This is a genomic window from Pelagihabitans pacificus (assembly GCF_009371985.2).
Classification (GTDB): Bacteria; Bacteroidota; Bacteroidia; order Flavobacteriales; family Flavobacteriaceae; genus Pelagihabitans; species Pelagihabitans pacificus.
In genome coordinates, this window is sequence record NZ_VIKU02000002.1 from 310,140 (window position 1) to 326,941 (window position 16,802).

Consider the following 16,802-nt stretch of genomic DNA (forward strand, 5'->3'; position numbering starts at 1 on the left):
CTTTGAAAACGCGGCCCCATATACTTCCCACTATTATTATTTCACAATTTGCATGTACCAGTCTTTGGTTTGCAGGAAATGCCATTGTCGACCAATTGGCCAGAAAAACGGGGCTAGGGCCGGAAATTATAGGATATGTATTGTCGTCCGTACAATTGGGGTTCATTATGGGCACCTTGGTCTTTGCTTTTTTAATGATTGCGGACCGGTTTTCACCATCCCGCGTTTTTTTGATCTGTGCGATACTGGGCGCCTTGTGCAACCTGTGCCTGCTTTTCGAGGAGATCTCCCAATGGGCCCTTCTTGCCGCGCGCTTTGGTACCGGATTCTTTCTAGCCGGAATTTACCCGGTGGGAATGAAAATCGCCGCCGATTACTATGAAAGGGGCTTGGGAAGGGCCTTGGGATATCTGGTCGGAGCGTTGGTGTTGGGAACGGCCTTTCCCTTTCTAGTAAAGGCCTTATCTATAGATACCAATGGCGCAATGGTAATTAAAACCACCTCCCTGCTGGCAGCCTTGGGAGGATGTACCCTTTGGTTGTTCGTACCAAACGGTCCGTTTCGAAAACGCAGCAAAAAACTGCAGTTGTCCGCGGGGCCAACCCTGTTTAAAATTGGCGGCTTTCAAAAAGCGGCCTTTGGTTATTTTGGTCATATGTGGGAGCTGTATGCCTTCTGGGCCTTCACACCCTTGGCGTTGCAAACTTTCAATGCCATGAACAACAAGGAATTCCCTGTCGCCATAGCCACATTTATGGTCATCGCCATGGGTGGGGTCTCCTGTATGTTGGGCGGACTGCTATCGCAACGTTTTGGAAGTAAAAAAGTGGCACAGTCGAGCCTGACGGTTTCCGGTCTTTTCTGTTTGGTCTCTCCCCTTCTTTTTTATTTGGATCCGTTGTTGTTTATGGCTGCCTGGTGTCTTTGGGGAATGGCCGTCACGGCCGATTCCCCTCAATTCTCTACATTGGTCGCCATAAACGTTCCTTCCGAACTCAAAGGTACGGCCCTCACCTTGGTCAACTGTATCGGTTTTGCCATTAGCATCGTCAGTATTCAATTAGGGTCTTTTGTCCTAAAGGGAGTAAATCCCCAATTCCTTTTTTTGATGTTGGCCTTGGGTCCGATTATAGGAATCTGGCAATTGACCAAAAAAGCCATTAATTTTTAATACATTGTAAGCCTCATAACAGATAGAAAATGAAACATCTTTTAGTTGTATTACTCTTTGTTTTTTACCTGGGGGGGAATGCCCAAACCGACCAACGCCTATATGACATTATCGAGGCAGTTTCAGCCGAACGCATCGCAAAGGATATAGAGACCCTGGCAAATTTTGGTACCCGGCATACCCTGAGCGATACACTTTCCCAGACCCGTGGTATAGGGGCTGCAAGACGGTGGATCAAAGCCGACTTCGAGAGGACCTCGGCCGCCTGTAATGGTTGTCTGGAGGTTTCCTATCAAAAGAACTTGGTACCAAAGGGTGATAACGACCGGATAACCAAAGATGTTTGGGTAGTGAATGTCCTGGCAGTTAAACGGGGTACCAAATACCCCAACCGCTATATCATCATGAGCGGGGATATCGATTCGCGGGTTAGCGACCCCAACAACTTCACCTCCGATTCACCGGGTGCCAATGACAATGCAAGTGGCATGGCCGGGACCCTTGAGGCTGCCCGGGTACTCTCAAAATATGATTTTGAAAATAGTATTTTATTCGTCGGACTATCGGGAGAAGAACAAGGATTGTACGGTGGGAAAGGACTCGCCGCCCATGCCATGGAACAGGGTTGGGACATCATCGGTATCTTCAACAACGATATGATCGGTAACATTACAGGTGTCGACGGCGTTGTGAGCAATACCGACTTTCGGATATTCTCCGAACCCGTCCCACCCACGGAGACCGAACGGGAACGAAAGGCCAGACGGTTCTATGGCGGCGAGGTCGACGGCATTTCGCGACAGTTGGCACGCTACATATACAGGAATGTTCGAACCTACATGCCCGAAATGAACCCCATGCTGGTCTACCGGCTCGACCGGTTTGGAAGAGGAGGTCACCACCGACCGTTCAACGATGTCGGTTTCGCGGGCATACGCATCATGGAAGCCCATGAGAACTATACCCAACAGCATCAGGATATCCGAACCGAAAATGGCATTGAATACGGTGATGTGCTGAGACATGTCAATTTTGAGTACGCCAAAAAATTGACCGCTGTCAATGCCATCAACTTGGCGTCTATTGCATGGGCACCACCTGCTCCTACTGAAGTGAAAATCGGTGGCATTGTACAGCCCTCGGCCAAATTTCAGTGGAGTCCGGTAGAAGGTGCCGTGGGCTACAAAATTTATTGGCGGGATACGACATCACCCACATGGGATTATAGTCGTTACGTAGGAGATGCCACGGAATACACCTTGGATGGCATCGTTATTGATAATTATTTCTTTGGAGTCTCCTCCGTTGGAAAAGATGGTTTTGAAAGCCCCGTAGTTTTTCCGAATGGAATCTTTCGATAAACCGGAAACGCACGTACCGCGTTCCAAAACAAACAATGGAATTTAGTGCTTCGACCTTTTAAGTTTAGCTAACCTATGAAAAAAAAAACATTTCTCATTGCCCTATTGCTTGTAAGTGTCACCGCTGCAGTTTTTGGTCAAACCTTTACCAAACAGGACACCCTACGAGGTAGTATTACCCCGGAACGGGCTTGGTGGGACTTGAATTATTATGACCTCAACATTAAAATCCAACCGGACAAAAAGTTTATTGCAGGCTATAACATTGTTCGCTACAAGGTTTTGGAAAAGAACGATGTGTTACAGATTGATTTACAGAAGCCTTTGAAAATAACCGCTGTTTTACAAGATGACGAGCAATTGGACTTCAGTCAAATTGGTCCAGCCTACTTCATCAATCTTAAAAAAGAGCAGCTCCCGGGAGAATACAACGAACTGTACGTACAGTATGAAGGACATCCGAAAGAGGCGGTTCGAGCACCATGGGATGGAGGGTTTTCCTGGAAAAAGGATTCCAACGGGAAGCATTTCGTCGCTACCTCGTGCCAAGGCCTGGGTGCTAGTGTATGGTGGCCCAACAAAGATCATATGTACGACGAGGTAGACAGCATGCGCATCGCGGTAGATGTTCCCAAGAATCTAGTAGCAGTGGCCAATGGTCGCCTTCGTGAAGAATACGAGTATGATCAAGGTGATTACAAACTGTACGAATGGTTCGTATCGAACCCCATCAACAATTATGGGGTGAATGTAAATATCGGTGATTACGTGCGTTTTGGGGAAACCTATGAAGGTGAAAAGGGTGCCTTGGATATGGATTACTATGTGCTTCGCGACGATTTGGAAAAAGCCAAGGAGCATTTTAAGGATGCTCCCAAAATGATGAAGGCCTTTGAACATTGGTTCGGCCCCTACCCTTTTTATGAGGATAGTTTCAAATTGGTTCAGGTGCCCTACCTTGGCATGGAACACCAAAGTTCGGTCACCTACGGCAACCAATTTAAAAAAGGCTATTTGGGAAACGACCTCTCCGGAACCGGTTGGGGGCTTAAATTCGATTTTATCATTATCCACGAAGCCGGGCACGAATGGTTTGCGAATAACATTACCTACAAAGATGCCGCAGACATGTGGATACACGAAGGTTTTACCGCATATTCGGAAAATCTATTCCTAGACTATTATTATGGCACGGAAGCGGCGGCGGATTATGTCATCGGGACCCGCGCCAACATACAAAACGACCGGCCCGTAATCGGAATCTACGATGTAAACTACGAAGGTAGCGGCGACATGTACTACAAAGGAGCCAATCTATTGCATACCCTAAGGCAACTGGTGGAAGACGACAAAAAATGGCGTGAAATCCTCCGCGGTCTCAACAAGGACTTCTACCACCGGACCGTCACCACCAAACAGATCGAGGATTATCTCAGTAAACATACGGGTAAGAACTTAAACGCTTTTTTCGATCAATACTTGAGAACCACGCAGATTCCAACGCTCGAATATGTGATTGAAGGCGATACCATTCAATACAGATATACTGATATCGTGAAAGACTTCGACATGCCCGTTCGTGTTTTTATAGACAGCGCAGCTTACTGGCTTTTTCCCGGTTCGGAATGGAAAACCGAACAGTTGGAAGGCGACTTATCGAGCTTCGAAGTGGATAGAAATTTTTACATTGAAACCAATAAAAGAACGAAATAACAACCGGTTTTCAATCCCCCTATGAAAACCGAACCAATCCTTGAAAAATGAAAAAGCATATCTTACTGGCATTGGCGCTATTCGGGGGAACGCTACCGCAATCATTGTTTGGACAGACACCTTCTTTTGAAGAGGTTCTTTCACTACGGTCTGTCTCCAATCCAATAATCTCGCCCAATGGGAAGCATATCGTTTTCCAATCACGATCGGCAGATTGGGATGCCAACAGTTATGACACGGAACTTTGGCTTTCCAAAAACGGGGATATCCCTTTTCAACTCACCAACAATCCCAAAAACAGCTCTACCAATCCGAAATGGTCCCCTGACGGACAATGGATTGCGTTCTTATCTAAAAAGTCTGACCATACCCAGCTACAGGTAATCCGTGCGGCGGGAGGGGAATCATTCCAACTCACCCACACCAAAAACAACGTCTTCAATTTTGAATGGTCACCGGACGGCAAACAAATCGCTTTTCTTCAATCAGAGGACAAGAAGGACGAAACTAAAAAGAGAACCGAAAAACTCGGAAGTTTTGAAGTCGAGGACAACGAATACCGCTTAAACCAACTATGGGCCATCGATTTTAAACCCGACCGCCTATATCACGCTGCCCTACCCAGCCAACTGAAGGATTCAATCTATACCAAAAGTTTGGAAGCCATCAAGGTCTTGGACAGCGTACCCTTTTCCATCAATGATTACGATTGGTCGCCCGACGGCAAAAAAATAGCCATTGAGCATCAGCCCGACCCCCTAAGAAACACCTTTTTTAAGGCTGATATCTCCATTTACGATACGGCCTCCAAAAGTTTAAAAAAATTGGTCGGCAACCGAAGCTATGACGGACTAGTAGGTTGGTCTCCCGATGGAAAATCCATCTTATACCAAACCAGTCTCAATGATAGCACCTCGAATTACTATCGCAACGGCAAGCTCTTCCGTATCGATATAGACGGCACCAATAATTCGCAATTGGCAAAGGATTTCGATGAAGACTTGTCCCGATTATATTGGAATGAGCAAGGCATCTTCGGGATAGCTTGGCAAAAGACAAAAAGACCCATGGTAAAAATAAATCCCAGGACCGGTAAGACATCCTTGCTTCCTTTAAATCTTGAACGTGTCTGGGGATATTCATTTTCGGACGATGGTAAAAAAATGGCTTTTTACGGAGTAACGGATGATCAAATATCGGAAATCTACTCAGCGGCCTATCCGTTTAAAGGCGCAACTAGGATTACGCAATCGAACCAACAGATCCAAGATTGGGCCACCTCCAAAAGTGAGGTGATTCGTTGGGAAAGCGAAGATGGTACGACGATAGAGGGCATACTGCACAAACCACAGGATTTTGACCCTGGTAAAAAATATCCGCTGATGGTCGTTATCCACGGAGGCCCTACCGGCATATCTACCCCAACACCAGTGCCAACGGGAGTCTATCCCATGCTGCAATGGCTGAACAAGGGAGCGCTGGTACTGCAACCCAATTATCGCGGCTCGGCGGGTTACGGGGAGGCCTTCCGTTCTTTGAATGTAAAAAATCTCGGTGTCGGCGATGCGTGGGATGTAGAGTCCGGAGTGAAACACTTAATAGAACAAGGCATTGTCGATAGTGAGAAGGTCGCCTCCATGGGTTGGAGCCAAGGGGGCTATATTTCGGCTTTCCTGACCACCAACTCGGAACTTTTCAGAGTCATTTCGGTGGGGGCGGGTATCTCGAACTGGATGACCTATTACGTCAATACCGACATACACCCATTCACCCGACAGTACCTAAAGGCCACCCCTTGGTCCGATAAGGCCATTTACGAGAAAACGTCGCCAATGACCAATATTGCGAATGCGACCACCCCTACTTTGATACAGCATGGGGAGTTCGATAAAAGGGTGCCACCGGCCAATGCCTATGAGTTATTTCAAGGCTTACAAGATGTAGGAGTCGAGACTAAATTGATTATTTACAAAGGGTTTGGTCATGGTATCAACAAACCTAAGGAACGACTCGCCGCTACTTGGCATAATTGGCAGTGGTTCGGGAAATACATATGGGGACAAGAAATTGAAATCCCCTTGGAATGAAATGGGATTCACCAACTTTTTAACGGTCAAGAAAGCGATTGGGATTGTATTTGCATTCAAGTCAAAGAAAAGAAGGGCGACAACTACTACCAACGGGCCCTGCACCACTAACCGTTTTAATACGGGATATGGAAAGATATTTAAGTGGGTTATGCCTTGAAATCAATTAGTTATTACCAACGAAGATACGCCATGAACCTCAATCAAGTTACAGTTCCTTCCTTAGACCTCGAAAAGTCGGTCCCGTTTTATGAAAAATTAGGCCTTCGACTGATTGTGAGCGCATTGCCACATTATGCCAGATTTGAATGCCCCAATGGCGAATCGACCTTTTCAATACATCAAACCGACGAACTCCCAAAAGGAGACGGGATTTATGTTTATTTTGAATGTGAAAATCTCGATGAGAAAGTGAAAAAACTAGTGGCAAAAGGAATACAATTCTACGAATTACCCAATGATAAAGATTGGTTATGGAGAGAGGCCCGATTGAAAGATTTGGACGGCAATCGGCTAATTTTGTTTTTCGCCGGGGAAAATCGATTGAATCCACCTTGGAGAATAAGACACTCCGACCATCCGTAAGCAATCAATGAAATAGTTCCGACTATGAAACTAAAAGTAGGCCTCGTTCAGGACAGTCCTGTCTTCTTTGACAAGGAAAAGACCCTCGATAAACTGGCGACATTGACCAAAAAGTATGCACAACAGGGTTGTCGCCTGTTGGTTTTTCCCGAATCCTTTGTTCCAGGATATCCCAGGGGTTTTGATTTTGGCGCCACGATAGGTAGTAGAACCCCGGAGGGAAGGGCGTTGTATGCAGCTTATCGAGACAACAGTATCTTACTAAAGGGAAAGGAGCTGGAACGACTCGAAAAGTTGGCAAGATCACAGAACGTATATTTGGTCATTGGAGTTACCGAAAAACAGGAGGCAAATGGAAGCCTCTACTGCTCGATGCTCTATCTCTCCCCTACCGATGGGCTATTAGGAGTACATCGGAAAATAAAACCTACCGGCACCGAACGAATTGTCTGGGCAGAGGCAGGTGGGGAATCATTGGTCACTTTCGATACCAAGATAGGTCGTTTAGGCGGACTCATATGTTGGGAAAACTATATGCCTACGGCACGGATGGCCATGTACCGAAAAGGGGTGGAGATCTACCTTGCCCCCACCGCCGATTCGAGACCTGAATGGACCGCCACTATGCAGCACATTGCCTTGGAGGGTCGATGTTTTGTCTTGAGCTGTAACCAATTCTATACCAAATCAATGTATCCTGAAAACTACCAACATTTAGTCTCGACAGAACCGGAAGACCTCTGCCCCGGAGGAAGTGTCATCGTTTCTCCGCTAGGAAAAATTTTGGCCGGACCGTTGTTTGATAGAACGGGTGTAGTGATGGCTGAATTGGATATGGCGGAAATCCCACAAAGCAAACTGGATTTTGATGTGAATGGTCACTATACACGAAACGACCTTTTTTCTTTCGAAGTTTCTGGACAACCGGAAACAAGGAAAGAAAAGGATATTCGTTAATTTTCAGTACCTCCCGAAAAACATTAAGACTATTTTAAGTCTTTGGAAGCACATAGCCATTTATTGTGCCGTAGCTTAGCACATTAAAAGATACAATGATCCAGGATTTCCTATTCACTTTCCTATGGAGTATTTCCCCCTTTGGCGAGGCCAAAGTCGGTATTCCTTTCGGAATGTTGAACGGGCTCAATATCTACGCGGTGTTTGTCATCTGTTTTTTCGCCAACGTGCTCGTTTTTCCCCTGATGTCCTTTTTCCTTCATAGTGTCAACAAATATTTTCTAAGATGGAACTTTTATAAGAAGAGTGCCTTGTATGTTGCAAGAAGAGCAAAAACAGGTTCAGGCCGAAATATTGAAAAGTATGGGTTCTGGGGACTCATCCTGTTCGTTATGCTACCCCTACCGGGCACGGGTGTCTATGCCGGAAGTATCGCCAGTTATTTGTTCAAAATGGAGAGACAAAAAGCTTTTATCGCCAACACCATCGGTGTCTTCTTCTCTTCGGCTATTATTTGGACTATGACCCTGCTAAGCATGAAAGGCTTGGGGTAAGGTTGTGATGTGGATAACTTCAAAAAAAAATCTTATTAGACTTTAAAAACTCCCCCTATTTTTGTCGGCTTTCGGGTACTTATGGAAAAACTGAAAGTCGTTGATAAACTCTACAATGTAAAGCAAAATGGATTTTCCGATTTTGCCCGATACTCTTTTTCCGAAGTGGTTAGACTCACAAAAACCTTGGCCATTTTAAAAAATGGGGTGCGGCTCGTCAACCAACCGGTCACATCCTATATTATGGAGGAAGTAGGCTTTTCGGTCTCAAGAAACAAAGGAGCCCATTGGCATTTAGTCAGCTTAAAGGCCATTCGAGATGCACAAGTGGAAAATGAAAAAATCGCTGCCCACGATTGGTTTGAAATGAAAGAATTTACCTTAGAGGAAAAACAACTTATCTATCTTCAATTCAAAAACGGAGAAGCTCAAAAATAAAGGATCAATTTGGCCCAAAAGCCTAAAAGAAATACCATTTTCACGCTTAGATTCCCTACACTGGGCTTGGCCGAGGTGCAGAAGCGCATCCAAACCAGGCATATCGCCCTTTACAGGCCTTTCCCAATTCGAATCGAAGGCCTACGGCCCACAATCTAGGGCTCACCGGTATTGAAAAAAAGAGACCATCTCAACAGTAGAATGGCCTTTCAGCGTAGGGTTTATGGACATCATTTTCCATTAAACTTCACATTCAGAAACGCCATTTGACCTACTTCTTCCCCTTCTTTGGGTTTATGAACAAAATAGATTTCCTTAGCCTTAATCTCGGTAGGCTTTTCTAGGTTGATCATAACCATACCCCCAGGTTGACCGGCTACCGGAGCTGGCATACTACCCGAACCCAACAATTCTCCATCGGGAGCGTTTAACCGCATTTCCATGTCCAGGCCCACTTTGGGCGGTTCTTGCCACCCTGCAGTAATCATTACCGAATTCACCCCTTTCAAATCGATATCGTCCAAAGCGAACCAACCTTCTCCTGAAGGAACCATCAAGAGTTTCATACCTCCGAATTCGATGGGTGAAAAACCCTCCACTTTGTCACTGCCGCTAAAGGGCACCGTACTTCCGCGAAGTGTAACCGATGCCATCCCTGTCAAAGGTCCGGCACCATCGCTACCCTCATCGGTATAACTCGCGGTTAGTACCATCACATTGTCGGTAGGTGACGGGTCGGGAATGATGGTTCCTGCTAAGGGAAGTGACTTTTTCCTCTCACCGGTATCGACCAAGGATTGAATGTATAAGGCCATCTGTCGTGACTCATCACTAGTGACATTTGGATGGGCCGGCATCATGACCTCGCCCCATACGCCAGTGCCCCCGGCTACGATTTTCTTTTGCAGATAGCCCAAGGCATTTCGCTGGCCTTTATATTTTTCCGCTATGGCCAAGTAGGTGGGGCCGATAGAGGCTTCCGCCTCCTTATGACAGGTTTTACAGTCCATTGCCTGGGTAAGGGCCTTTCCCGTGATCGCTGCTGACACCTGTTGGTGCCCCAAAGACTTGTTCACCTCATCCATACCCTCCATATAATCGACAGAGACAAAAACATTGTCGTCGTCGATAGCGGCATTATCATCGGGGTCGCTAACCGATACTTTATATTTTACCGGGGTTCCGGCAATAAAGAAAGATGAGTTTCCCCCACTTAGATCAATGGACAACTCGGGCCTTGAGTTTCCGGCCACTATGGATGTCATCGTACTTTTAGCGGAGGCCCCTTTATCATCTTTTACTTCGACAAAAACTTTGTAGTCCCCCGCTTGATCATAGGTATGGGTTATCTCAGGTTCGGAGGTCTCACGGGTCTCCCCATTTCCCAGATCCCATAGATAACGTACCGGATCACCCTCTCGATCTCGCGCCTCGACTTTTGCCGTAACGGTTAGCGGTAGCTTCCCCGAGGTTCGGTCTACTATTAAATTGTCGATCAAAGGAGGCCGGTTTCCTCCGTTGTATTCAATATAACTTAAGCCCGAGTCATCGTTTTGTGAAAACCAACCGCTTCCGTATTCGAGAAGATACACTCGTCCGTCCGGACCCATTTCCATATCAATCAAATTATTGAGTTTGATGTCGGAGGCAAAGGGCTCCATTTTATTGAATGTGCCATCTTCGAACAAGGTCACGGCCATCATCCAGCCACGCATCCAATCGTATATAATAACCTTTCCATCATAATACGAGGGAAGCCCTCCTCCATTGGGATACAGATCGGAATAGTAGGTAGGGCCTGCCATGGCATTTCTTCCCCCTGTACCTACCTGCGGAAAATCGCCGGTTTCAACATAGGGATAATAAACATAAGCCGGTTGTGCCGGAGGCAGTTCCCTTAGACCCGTATTATTTTTTGAATCATTGATTGGTTTCTCAGGGTCAAAGGCAGGGCCACTCTCGCCAGTCGCGTAGTCGTAATCATTGTAAGGTTTGTTATCACCGATAAATAGTGGCCAACCGAAATTTCCCGCGCTTCGGGCCTGGTTCATTTCATCATACCCTCTTGGTCCGCGTGTACCAATGCTATCTGCCCTGGCATCCGGCCCAACATCGCCCCAATACACGTATCCTCTCTTGACGTCCACCGAGATACGATACGGATTCCGATGTCCCATCGTATAAATTTCAGGCCTAGTTTTTTCGGTTCCCATAGGGAACAAATTGCCCTCCGGGATATCATAGCTGCCATCCTCATTGACCTTGATGCGAAGTATTTTTCCCCTTAGATCGTTTGTATTCCCGGAGGAGCGTCGCGCATCGTACTGCTCTTTACCAGGCAAATCGTTTAATGGGGCATACCCGTTATTCACATACTTGACGTTCTTTTCATTGAACGGGGTAGAATTGTCCCCGGTCGATAGGTACAGGAGATCATCGGGGCCAAAGGCAATAGATCCCCCGGTGTGACAACAAATTTCACGTTGTGAATCCACTTCCAGAATTACTTGCTCCGAGGCTAAATCAAAATTCCCGTCCTGATATTTAAAGCGGGAGAGACGATTCACCCATTTTTCTCCTGTTGGGGCGTAGTACACATATATCCAATGATTATTGGTATAATCGGGGTCTTTTTGAAGCCCCATCACGCCTTCTTCCGCATTGACCCCAGGGGTGTTCAAGGTTTTATGGTAAACATCCAAGACCGCTATTTCTTTCAGTTCCTTGGTATCATCCTTGTAGAGCATGATTTCGCCCCTTCGCTGGGAAATCAATACGTCATTGTTGGGCAGAATTGCCATTTCGGTGGGTTCAAAGAATTCACCCTCTACCAGGGTTACTTTGGAAAACCGGTCGATATCCGGTGGTATTTGGGTTGTGGCTTTTTCGTAATCAAGAATTTTATTATCGCCGATGGCATACTGGATACCGCCTAACAAATGTTTCAGAAAATTTTCTTCGGTATAGCTTTCTTCGGTATGTCCGGCCCCCGTATAGAAGGCACGGCCACCATCAAACTCATGGTACCAGGCAATAGGATGGAAGTCACCGTTCGTACCGCCTTCATAGGTAGACTCGTCAAGTGTCATCAGCACATTGACATCGGGATTGATACTCTTATAATTGTAAAGTTCATCGGTGCGATGCCAAACCGAATCGGTGAAGTGTTTCGTAGCGACAAAACCAAAATCCCTAATGATAAAATCGGCTTCAGGGGTCCCCGATGGATGGCTCTCGAATTGTGCCCCGGCCAATTTGTTGTACCAACCCCAATCGTATTCGGTATCGGCAGCGGCATGGATGCCCACATACCCCCCTCCAGCTTGGATATAGCGTTCGAAGGCAGCTTCTTGCCGGTGGTCCAGGACATTCCCGGTAGTACTCATAAAGATGACCGCGGAATACTGTTTCAAATTCTCATCGTTGAACAGCTCCGCATTCTTGGTCGTATCGACGGCAAAGCCGTTTTCGGCACCCAGCTTTTGAATAGCCGCAATTGCGGCTGGTATCGAAGCATGTTTGAAACCCATGGTATTGGAGAAGACCAGAACTTTCGGGTCACCTTCCCTTTTATTGTTGCATCCGGTCAAGACGAGACCGAACAAAATAATTACTGCCAACAGAAATTTTTTCATTGAATTGAGTTTAGCTCGTTTCAGCTTGGTTTAATTTATAAAAGTAATGATTCGGCCTCTAAATTGCCAAAATGATGGACAGGAATGTGTTATTTTTAGGGAAAATTCAAGCTGCAGCGATTATCCATGGAAAAAATACTGGAACACTATTTTAAGAGTGACGCTGAATTCCGCATTTGGTTACATGAAAACCATACCCAAAAGGAAGGTATTTACCTTATTTTTTATGCTGTTTCCCATGAAAAGGAAAGCATGCGTTGGGAGGAAGCGGTTAAAGTAGCCCTCTGCTACGGTTGGATCGATAGTACCGTAAAAAGTCTGGGTAACGGAAAACGAAGACAATATTTCTGCCCCCGAAAACCAAAGAGTGTATGGAGCAAGGTCAACAAAGACCATATCAAAGACTTACTCTCCAAAGGGTTGATGCACGAAAGTGGACTAGCCAAAATAGAGGCTGCCAAAAAGGATGGATCATGGACGGCATTGGACGATGTTGAAAATGGTGTAATCCCCAAAGATCTTCAGGACGCTTTTGATCAAAATCCGCTGGCCCTAAAAAACTTCAAAGGGTTTACGCGAGGGCAGCGAAAAAGTTATCTCTATTGGCTAAATCAAGCTAAAAGAAAGGCGACTCGACAAAAGCGTATCGATGAGATTGTGGGACTTTGCAAACAAGGTATCAAAAGCAGGGCATAAGGACTGGGGTGGCTTGTTATCAAATTGTAAATTTAATGGTACTTTTGTAGTAGCAGGCGGAGAGTGCATCGGGCCAGCGTGTTTCCGTTCTCGATTTTAATATCCGTTCCTAAGTTAAGTATGTCCAAATTACCAAAGGAATACCGATTCCTGGATTTATCGGATTACGGAAGACCTTTCGCACGAATCATTGCGGAATTCCTTAAGAATACCTCGTTCACCCCCATCCATATTACCCTGGCCTTTGTCGTTTGCGGTATCTTGGCCATCATCTGTATTTTGAACCAATACTATTGGGCTACGGCATTTTTTCTGATACTCAAATCAATTTTGGATGCGGCAGACGGCGAACTGGCACGGCTCAAGGAAACGCCAAGCTACACCGGAAGATATCTTGATTCCGTATCCGACATTCTTTTAAATCTTTTGATATTACTGACTATCTGGTATGTTACCAATGGTTCCTTAGTGCTTACGTTTCTTGCTTTTTTCGGGATTCAGCTACAAGGAACCCTCTACAATTACTATTATGTGATTCTTAGGAATAAACATAATGGCGATACCACCAGTCGCATTTTTGAAGAGGAGACCCCTCTTGCCATGAAAGGGGAAAAACAGCGGAACGTCAATATCCTTTTTGGGATGTACAGTTTGTTATATGGGGTTTTTGATAAAATCATTTATCGTTTGGATCGTGGCGCCGTCGAAAGCGAAAACCTTCCCAACTGGTTTATGACCGTTGTTTCTACCTTCGGACTGGGCTTTCAGTTGTTGGTGATCGGGGTGATGTTGGTTTTGGGCATCAAAGAGTACATTATCCCATTCTTTATCGGGTATTCATTGTTGATTTTTGTATTTATCGCAGTTCGTAGACTTATCAATCGGTAATTATTTATACCTTGGAGGGTGGGGTGTTCAATTAAAAACAAATCCTGTCTACTTGGTAAAGACATCAACCATGAAAAAACTAGTATTCATCGCGGCCTCTATTTTACTGGGTAGCTGTAATCAAGCCCAGGAAAAGAGGGTGAGCCCATCGGCAACCCTAATTTCCAATGTTCATATCATCGATGTCCGTTTGGGTGCTGTTTCGGAAAAAAGACAGGTAGTCATCGATTCGGGAAAAATCCAGTACATTTTGGAAACGATCGAGACGCCCGAAAACTTCGCCCTTCAAATTGACGGAACGGGAAAATACCTATTGCCTGGTCTTGCAGAGATGCACGCCCATATTCCCCCGCCGACCACCGACCCTGAAAGAATAGCGGAAACCCTATTCCTATACCTGTCCAACGGCATCACTACCATTCGCGGAATGCTTGGCGACCCTGCGCATCTGGTACTTCGGGAAAAAGCAGCTAAAGACGAAATTCTTAGTCCGAGAATCTTTACCTCAAGCCCGTCTTTGAACGGGAACTCGGTCAGGTCGACCCAGGAGGCGAGGGAAAAGGTAACCGCCTATCGGAAAGCGGGTTATGATTTCTTAAAAATACACCCGGGAATTCAATTGGACGTTTTCGATGAAATCGTCAAAACCGCCAACGAGGTAGACATCCGTTTTGCTGGCCATGTCCCTGTGGACGTCGGTATTCGCCATGCCCTTGAAAGCAAATATGCCTCTATCGACCATGTGGACGGATTTTTAGAGGGCCTTGTTCCCGAATCGGCCAACGTACAGCCGAACGAAAATGGATTTTTCGGCTACAACTTTACGCCACTGGCAGATATCGATCACATCGATGAACTGGTCCAAATGGCCGAAAATAATGAAGTCTGGATCGTACCCACCCAAAGCCTGTTCGAACGTTGGTTTGCCCCCATCGACGCCGATGAACTATTGAAACAGCCTGAAATGAAGTATATGCCCGCCAGCACCCTTAGGAGTTGGAAACAGCGAAAAAATGAATCAACAGGCGCGAACACCGGTTTTAATGAGGAACAGTGGCAGCAATTCACCAATATCCGTAGAGCGTTGATAAAGTCCCTTCAAGACAAGGGGCACGGCATGCTGTTGGGGTCCGATGCACCTCAGCTTTTCAACGTTCCCGGGTTTTCCATCCATCATGAAATCGATGGGATGACCAAAGCGGGGCTCACTCCCTTACAGATTATTCAGTCGGGCACCCTAAATCCGGCCATCTTTTTTGGTATGGGGAATACTTTTGGGGAGGTAAGGGAAGGGCTGGAAGCGGATTTGATACTACTCAATGCCAACCCATTAAAAGATTTAGAAGCCTTAAGGGAGCTTTCCGGGGTGATGGTGAGGGGAACGTGGCTTTCCAAACCGGAAATTGACAAAAAACTGGCAGAGATTGCCAATAATGCCATGAAAAACTAATCTCTTTTTTATGAGGCGACTTTTCGTTTTAATCCTTTTCACCCCGTTTTTAAGCCTTTACGCGCAAACCTTATTAAAACCCGACCGTGTTTTTGATGGTACCGAGATGCATGAAGGGTGGGTGGTTCTTGTAGAGGGAAACCTGATTACCTATGCCGGGACAGCTTCCGGATTGACCCCTCCCGAGCATATGGAACAAATCGACTTAAGGGGTTCTACCCTGATGCCGGGCATTATTGAAGGGCATTCCCATTTACTACTTCATCCCTATGATGAGACCGATTGGAACGATCAAGTGCTGAAAGAATCACCGGTAGAGCGTGCCATCAGGGGCTCGGTACACGCCAAAAAATCGTTGTTGGCCGGTATTACAACCATGCGTGATCTAGGAGCCGAAGGTGCCGGTTATACCGATGTTTATCTTAAGAAAACCATTGAAGACGGCATCATTCCAGGACCACGACTCCTAGTCGCAGGGCCTGCCATCGTTGCGACCGGTGCTTACGGGCCGAAAGGGTTTCATGATGGGGTGACCGTACCGCTGGGGGCGGAACCGGTAAGTGGGGTCGATGAAGCCATCCGGGCCGTACGGCGCCAGTTGGGCAATGGGTCGGACTTTATCAAAATTTACGCAGACTATCGTTGGGGTGCCGGTGAACCTTCCCAACCCACTTTTTTACAGGAAGAAATCGATGCCATGGTTGTCGCCGCGACCAGTGCAGGACGTTATGTGGTGGCTCATGCCAGCACCCCGGAAGGGATGCGTAGGGCGGTTTTGGGAGGGGTGGAAACCATAGAGCATGGAGATGGGGGCACTAAGGAGGTTTTTGGATTGATGAAAGAAAAGGGGGTGGCCCTATGCCCTACCCTGGCCGCTGGAGATGCGATTACCCGTTACCGTGGTTGGAACAAGGGAACCGACCCGGAACCTGCCCGTATCATACAAAAGAAAAGGTCGTTTCGATTGGCTTTGGAATCCGGTGTGGATATTGTTTTTGGTGGGGATGTAGGGGTATTCACCCATGGCGAAAACTATCTTGAAATGGAATTGATGGTTGCATATGGAATGCAGCCTTTGGACGTCCTGCGCTCCGCCACCTCCCTGAATGCCCGCGTATTTCACCTAGACAACCTGGGGAAGCTTCAAAAAGGGTTTTTGGCCGATATCATTGCCGTTGCGGGTGACCCTTCAAAGGACATACAAAGCATGCGACAAGTACCCTTTGTTATGAAGGATGGTACCGTTCTTAAAAAAGAATGAAAAAA

The 16,802-nt window shown here is 46.4% G+C and carries 13 protein-coding genes; 12 read left to right on the top strand and 1 reads right to left on the bottom strand.

Annotated elements, in window-relative coordinates; translation table 11 throughout:
- Positions 1 to 2 precede the first annotated feature (2 nt).
- The 8 genes from FK220_RS08770 to FK220_RS08805 all read left to right on the top strand — a co-directional run bounded on the left by FK220_RS08770 (position 3) and on the right by FK220_RS08805 (position 8,867).
- Positions 3 to 1,172 carry an MFS transporter gene (locus FK220_RS08770; RefSeq protein WP_152573939.1) on the top strand — a complete coding sequence of 390 codons (1,170 nt, stop codon included), beginning with the start codon at positions 3 to 5 and terminating at the stop codon, positions 1,170 to 1,172.
- Positions 1,173 to 1,201: 29 nt separating this feature from the next.
- Complete coding sequence (locus FK220_RS08775) at positions 1,202 to 2,533, top strand: M28 family metallopeptidase (RefSeq protein WP_152573940.1); 1,332 nt, start codon at positions 1,202 to 1,204, stop codon at positions 2,531 to 2,533.
- Between the two features lie 75 nt (positions 2,534 to 2,608).
- The gene (locus FK220_RS08780; protein ID WP_152573941.1) at positions 2,609 to 4,246 is read left to right on the top strand and encodes a M1 family metallopeptidase; all 1,638 of its coding nucleotides are present in this window, start codon (positions 2,609 to 2,611) and stop codon (positions 4,244 to 4,246) included.
- 47 nt (positions 4,247 to 4,293) lie between these two features.
- Entirely contained in the window at positions 4,294 to 6,333 is a 2,040-nt protein-coding gene (locus tag FK220_RS08785; protein ID WP_152573942.1) for a S9 family peptidase, read from the top strand.
- Between the two features lie 192 nt (positions 6,334 to 6,525).
- Positions 6,526 to 6,918: a VOC family protein gene (locus FK220_RS08790; protein WP_152573943.1), complete on the top strand. Its 393-nt coding sequence runs from the start codon at positions 6,526 to 6,528 to the stop codon at positions 6,916 to 6,918.
- A gap of 24 nt (positions 6,919 to 6,942) precedes the next feature.
- Positions 6,943 to 7,875, top strand: a complete 933-nt coding sequence (locus FK220_RS08795) for a carbon-nitrogen hydrolase family protein (RefSeq protein WP_152573944.1) — start codon at positions 6,943 to 6,945, stop codon at positions 7,873 to 7,875.
- A 95-nt stretch (positions 7,876 to 7,970) separates the two neighbouring features.
- Positions 7,971 to 8,429: a COG2426 family protein gene (locus FK220_RS08800; protein ID WP_152573945.1), complete on the top strand. Its 459-nt coding sequence runs from the start codon at positions 7,971 to 7,973 to the stop codon at positions 8,427 to 8,429.
- An 81-nt stretch (positions 8,430 to 8,510) separates the two neighbouring features.
- Entirely contained in the window at positions 8,511 to 8,867 is a 357-nt protein-coding gene (locus FK220_RS08805; RefSeq protein ID WP_152573946.1) for a pyruvate kinase, read from the top strand.
- 230 nt (positions 8,868 to 9,097) lie between these two features.
- Here FK220_RS08805 and FK220_RS08810 read toward each other — a convergent pair whose 3' ends face one another.
- Complete coding sequence (locus FK220_RS08810; protein WP_152573947.1) at positions 9,098 to 12,502, bottom strand: ThuA domain-containing protein; 3,405 nt, start codon at positions 12,500 to 12,502, stop codon at positions 9,098 to 9,100.
- 126 nt (positions 12,503 to 12,628) lie between these two features.
- On the opposite strand from FK220_RS08810, the gene FK220_RS08815 reads away from it, so the two are divergent.
- The 4 genes from FK220_RS08815 (at position 12,629) to FK220_RS08830 (ending at position 16,797) form a co-directional block, all read left to right on the top strand.
- Positions 12,629 to 13,198 (top strand): YdeI/OmpD-associated family protein, encoded by a 570-nt coding sequence (locus FK220_RS08815; protein ID WP_152573948.1) that lies wholly within the window; start codon positions 12,629 to 12,631, stop codon positions 13,196 to 13,198.
- 120 nt (positions 13,199 to 13,318) lie between these two features.
- Entirely contained in the window at positions 13,319 to 14,086 is a 768-nt protein-coding gene (locus FK220_RS08820) for a CDP-alcohol phosphatidyltransferase family protein (RefSeq protein ID WP_152573949.1), read from the top strand.
- Between the two features lie 70 nt (positions 14,087 to 14,156).
- Positions 14,157 to 15,536 carry an amidohydrolase family protein gene (locus tag FK220_RS08825; RefSeq protein WP_152573950.1) on the top strand — a complete coding sequence of 460 codons (1,380 nt, stop codon included), beginning with the start codon at positions 14,157 to 14,159 and terminating at the stop codon, positions 15,534 to 15,536.
- A gap of 10 nt (positions 15,537 to 15,546) precedes the next feature.
- Positions 15,547 to 16,797: a metal-dependent hydrolase family protein gene (locus FK220_RS08830; protein ID WP_152573951.1), complete on the top strand. Its 1,251-nt coding sequence runs from the start codon at positions 15,547 to 15,549 to the stop codon at positions 16,795 to 16,797.
- Positions 16,798 to 16,802: the final 5 nt, after the last annotated feature.

Coding starts and splice junctions, on each gene's coding strand:
- FK220_RS08775 (WP_152573940.1), top strand. CDS start 1,202: ATGAAACATCTTTTAGTTGTATTACTCTTTGTTTTTTACCTGGGGGGG.
- FK220_RS08780 (WP_152573941.1), top strand. CDS start 2,609: ATGAAAAAAAAAACATTTCTCATTGCCCTATTGCTTGTAAGTGTCACC.
- FK220_RS08785 (WP_152573942.1), top strand. CDS start 4,294: ATGAAAAAGCATATCTTACTGGCATTGGCGCTATTCGGGGGAACGCTA.
- FK220_RS08790 (WP_152573943.1), top strand. CDS start 6,526: ATGAACCTCAATCAAGTTACAGTTCCTTCCTTAGACCTCGAAAAGTCG.
- FK220_RS08795 (WP_152573944.1), top strand. CDS start 6,943: ATGAAACTAAAAGTAGGCCTCGTTCAGGACAGTCCTGTCTTCTTTGAC.
- FK220_RS08800 (WP_152573945.1), top strand. CDS start 7,971: ATGATCCAGGATTTCCTATTCACTTTCCTATGGAGTATTTCCCCCTTT.
- FK220_RS08805 (WP_152573946.1), top strand. CDS start 8,511: ATGGAAAAACTGAAAGTCGTTGATAAACTCTACAATGTAAAGCAAAAT.
- FK220_RS08810 (WP_152573947.1), bottom strand. CDS start 12,502: ATGAAAAAATTTCTGTTGGCAGTAATTATTTTGTTCGGTCTCGTCTTG.
- FK220_RS08815 (WP_152573948.1), top strand. CDS start 12,629: ATGGAAAAAATACTGGAACACTATTTTAAGAGTGACGCTGAATTCCGC.
- FK220_RS08820 (WP_152573949.1), top strand. CDS start 13,319: ATGTCCAAATTACCAAAGGAATACCGATTCCTGGATTTATCGGATTAC.
- FK220_RS08825 (WP_152573950.1), top strand. CDS start 14,157: ATGAAAAAACTAGTATTCATCGCGGCCTCTATTTTACTGGGTAGCTGT.
- FK220_RS08830 (WP_152573951.1), top strand. CDS start 15,547: ATGAGGCGACTTTTCGTTTTAATCCTTTTCACCCCGTTTTTAAGCCTT.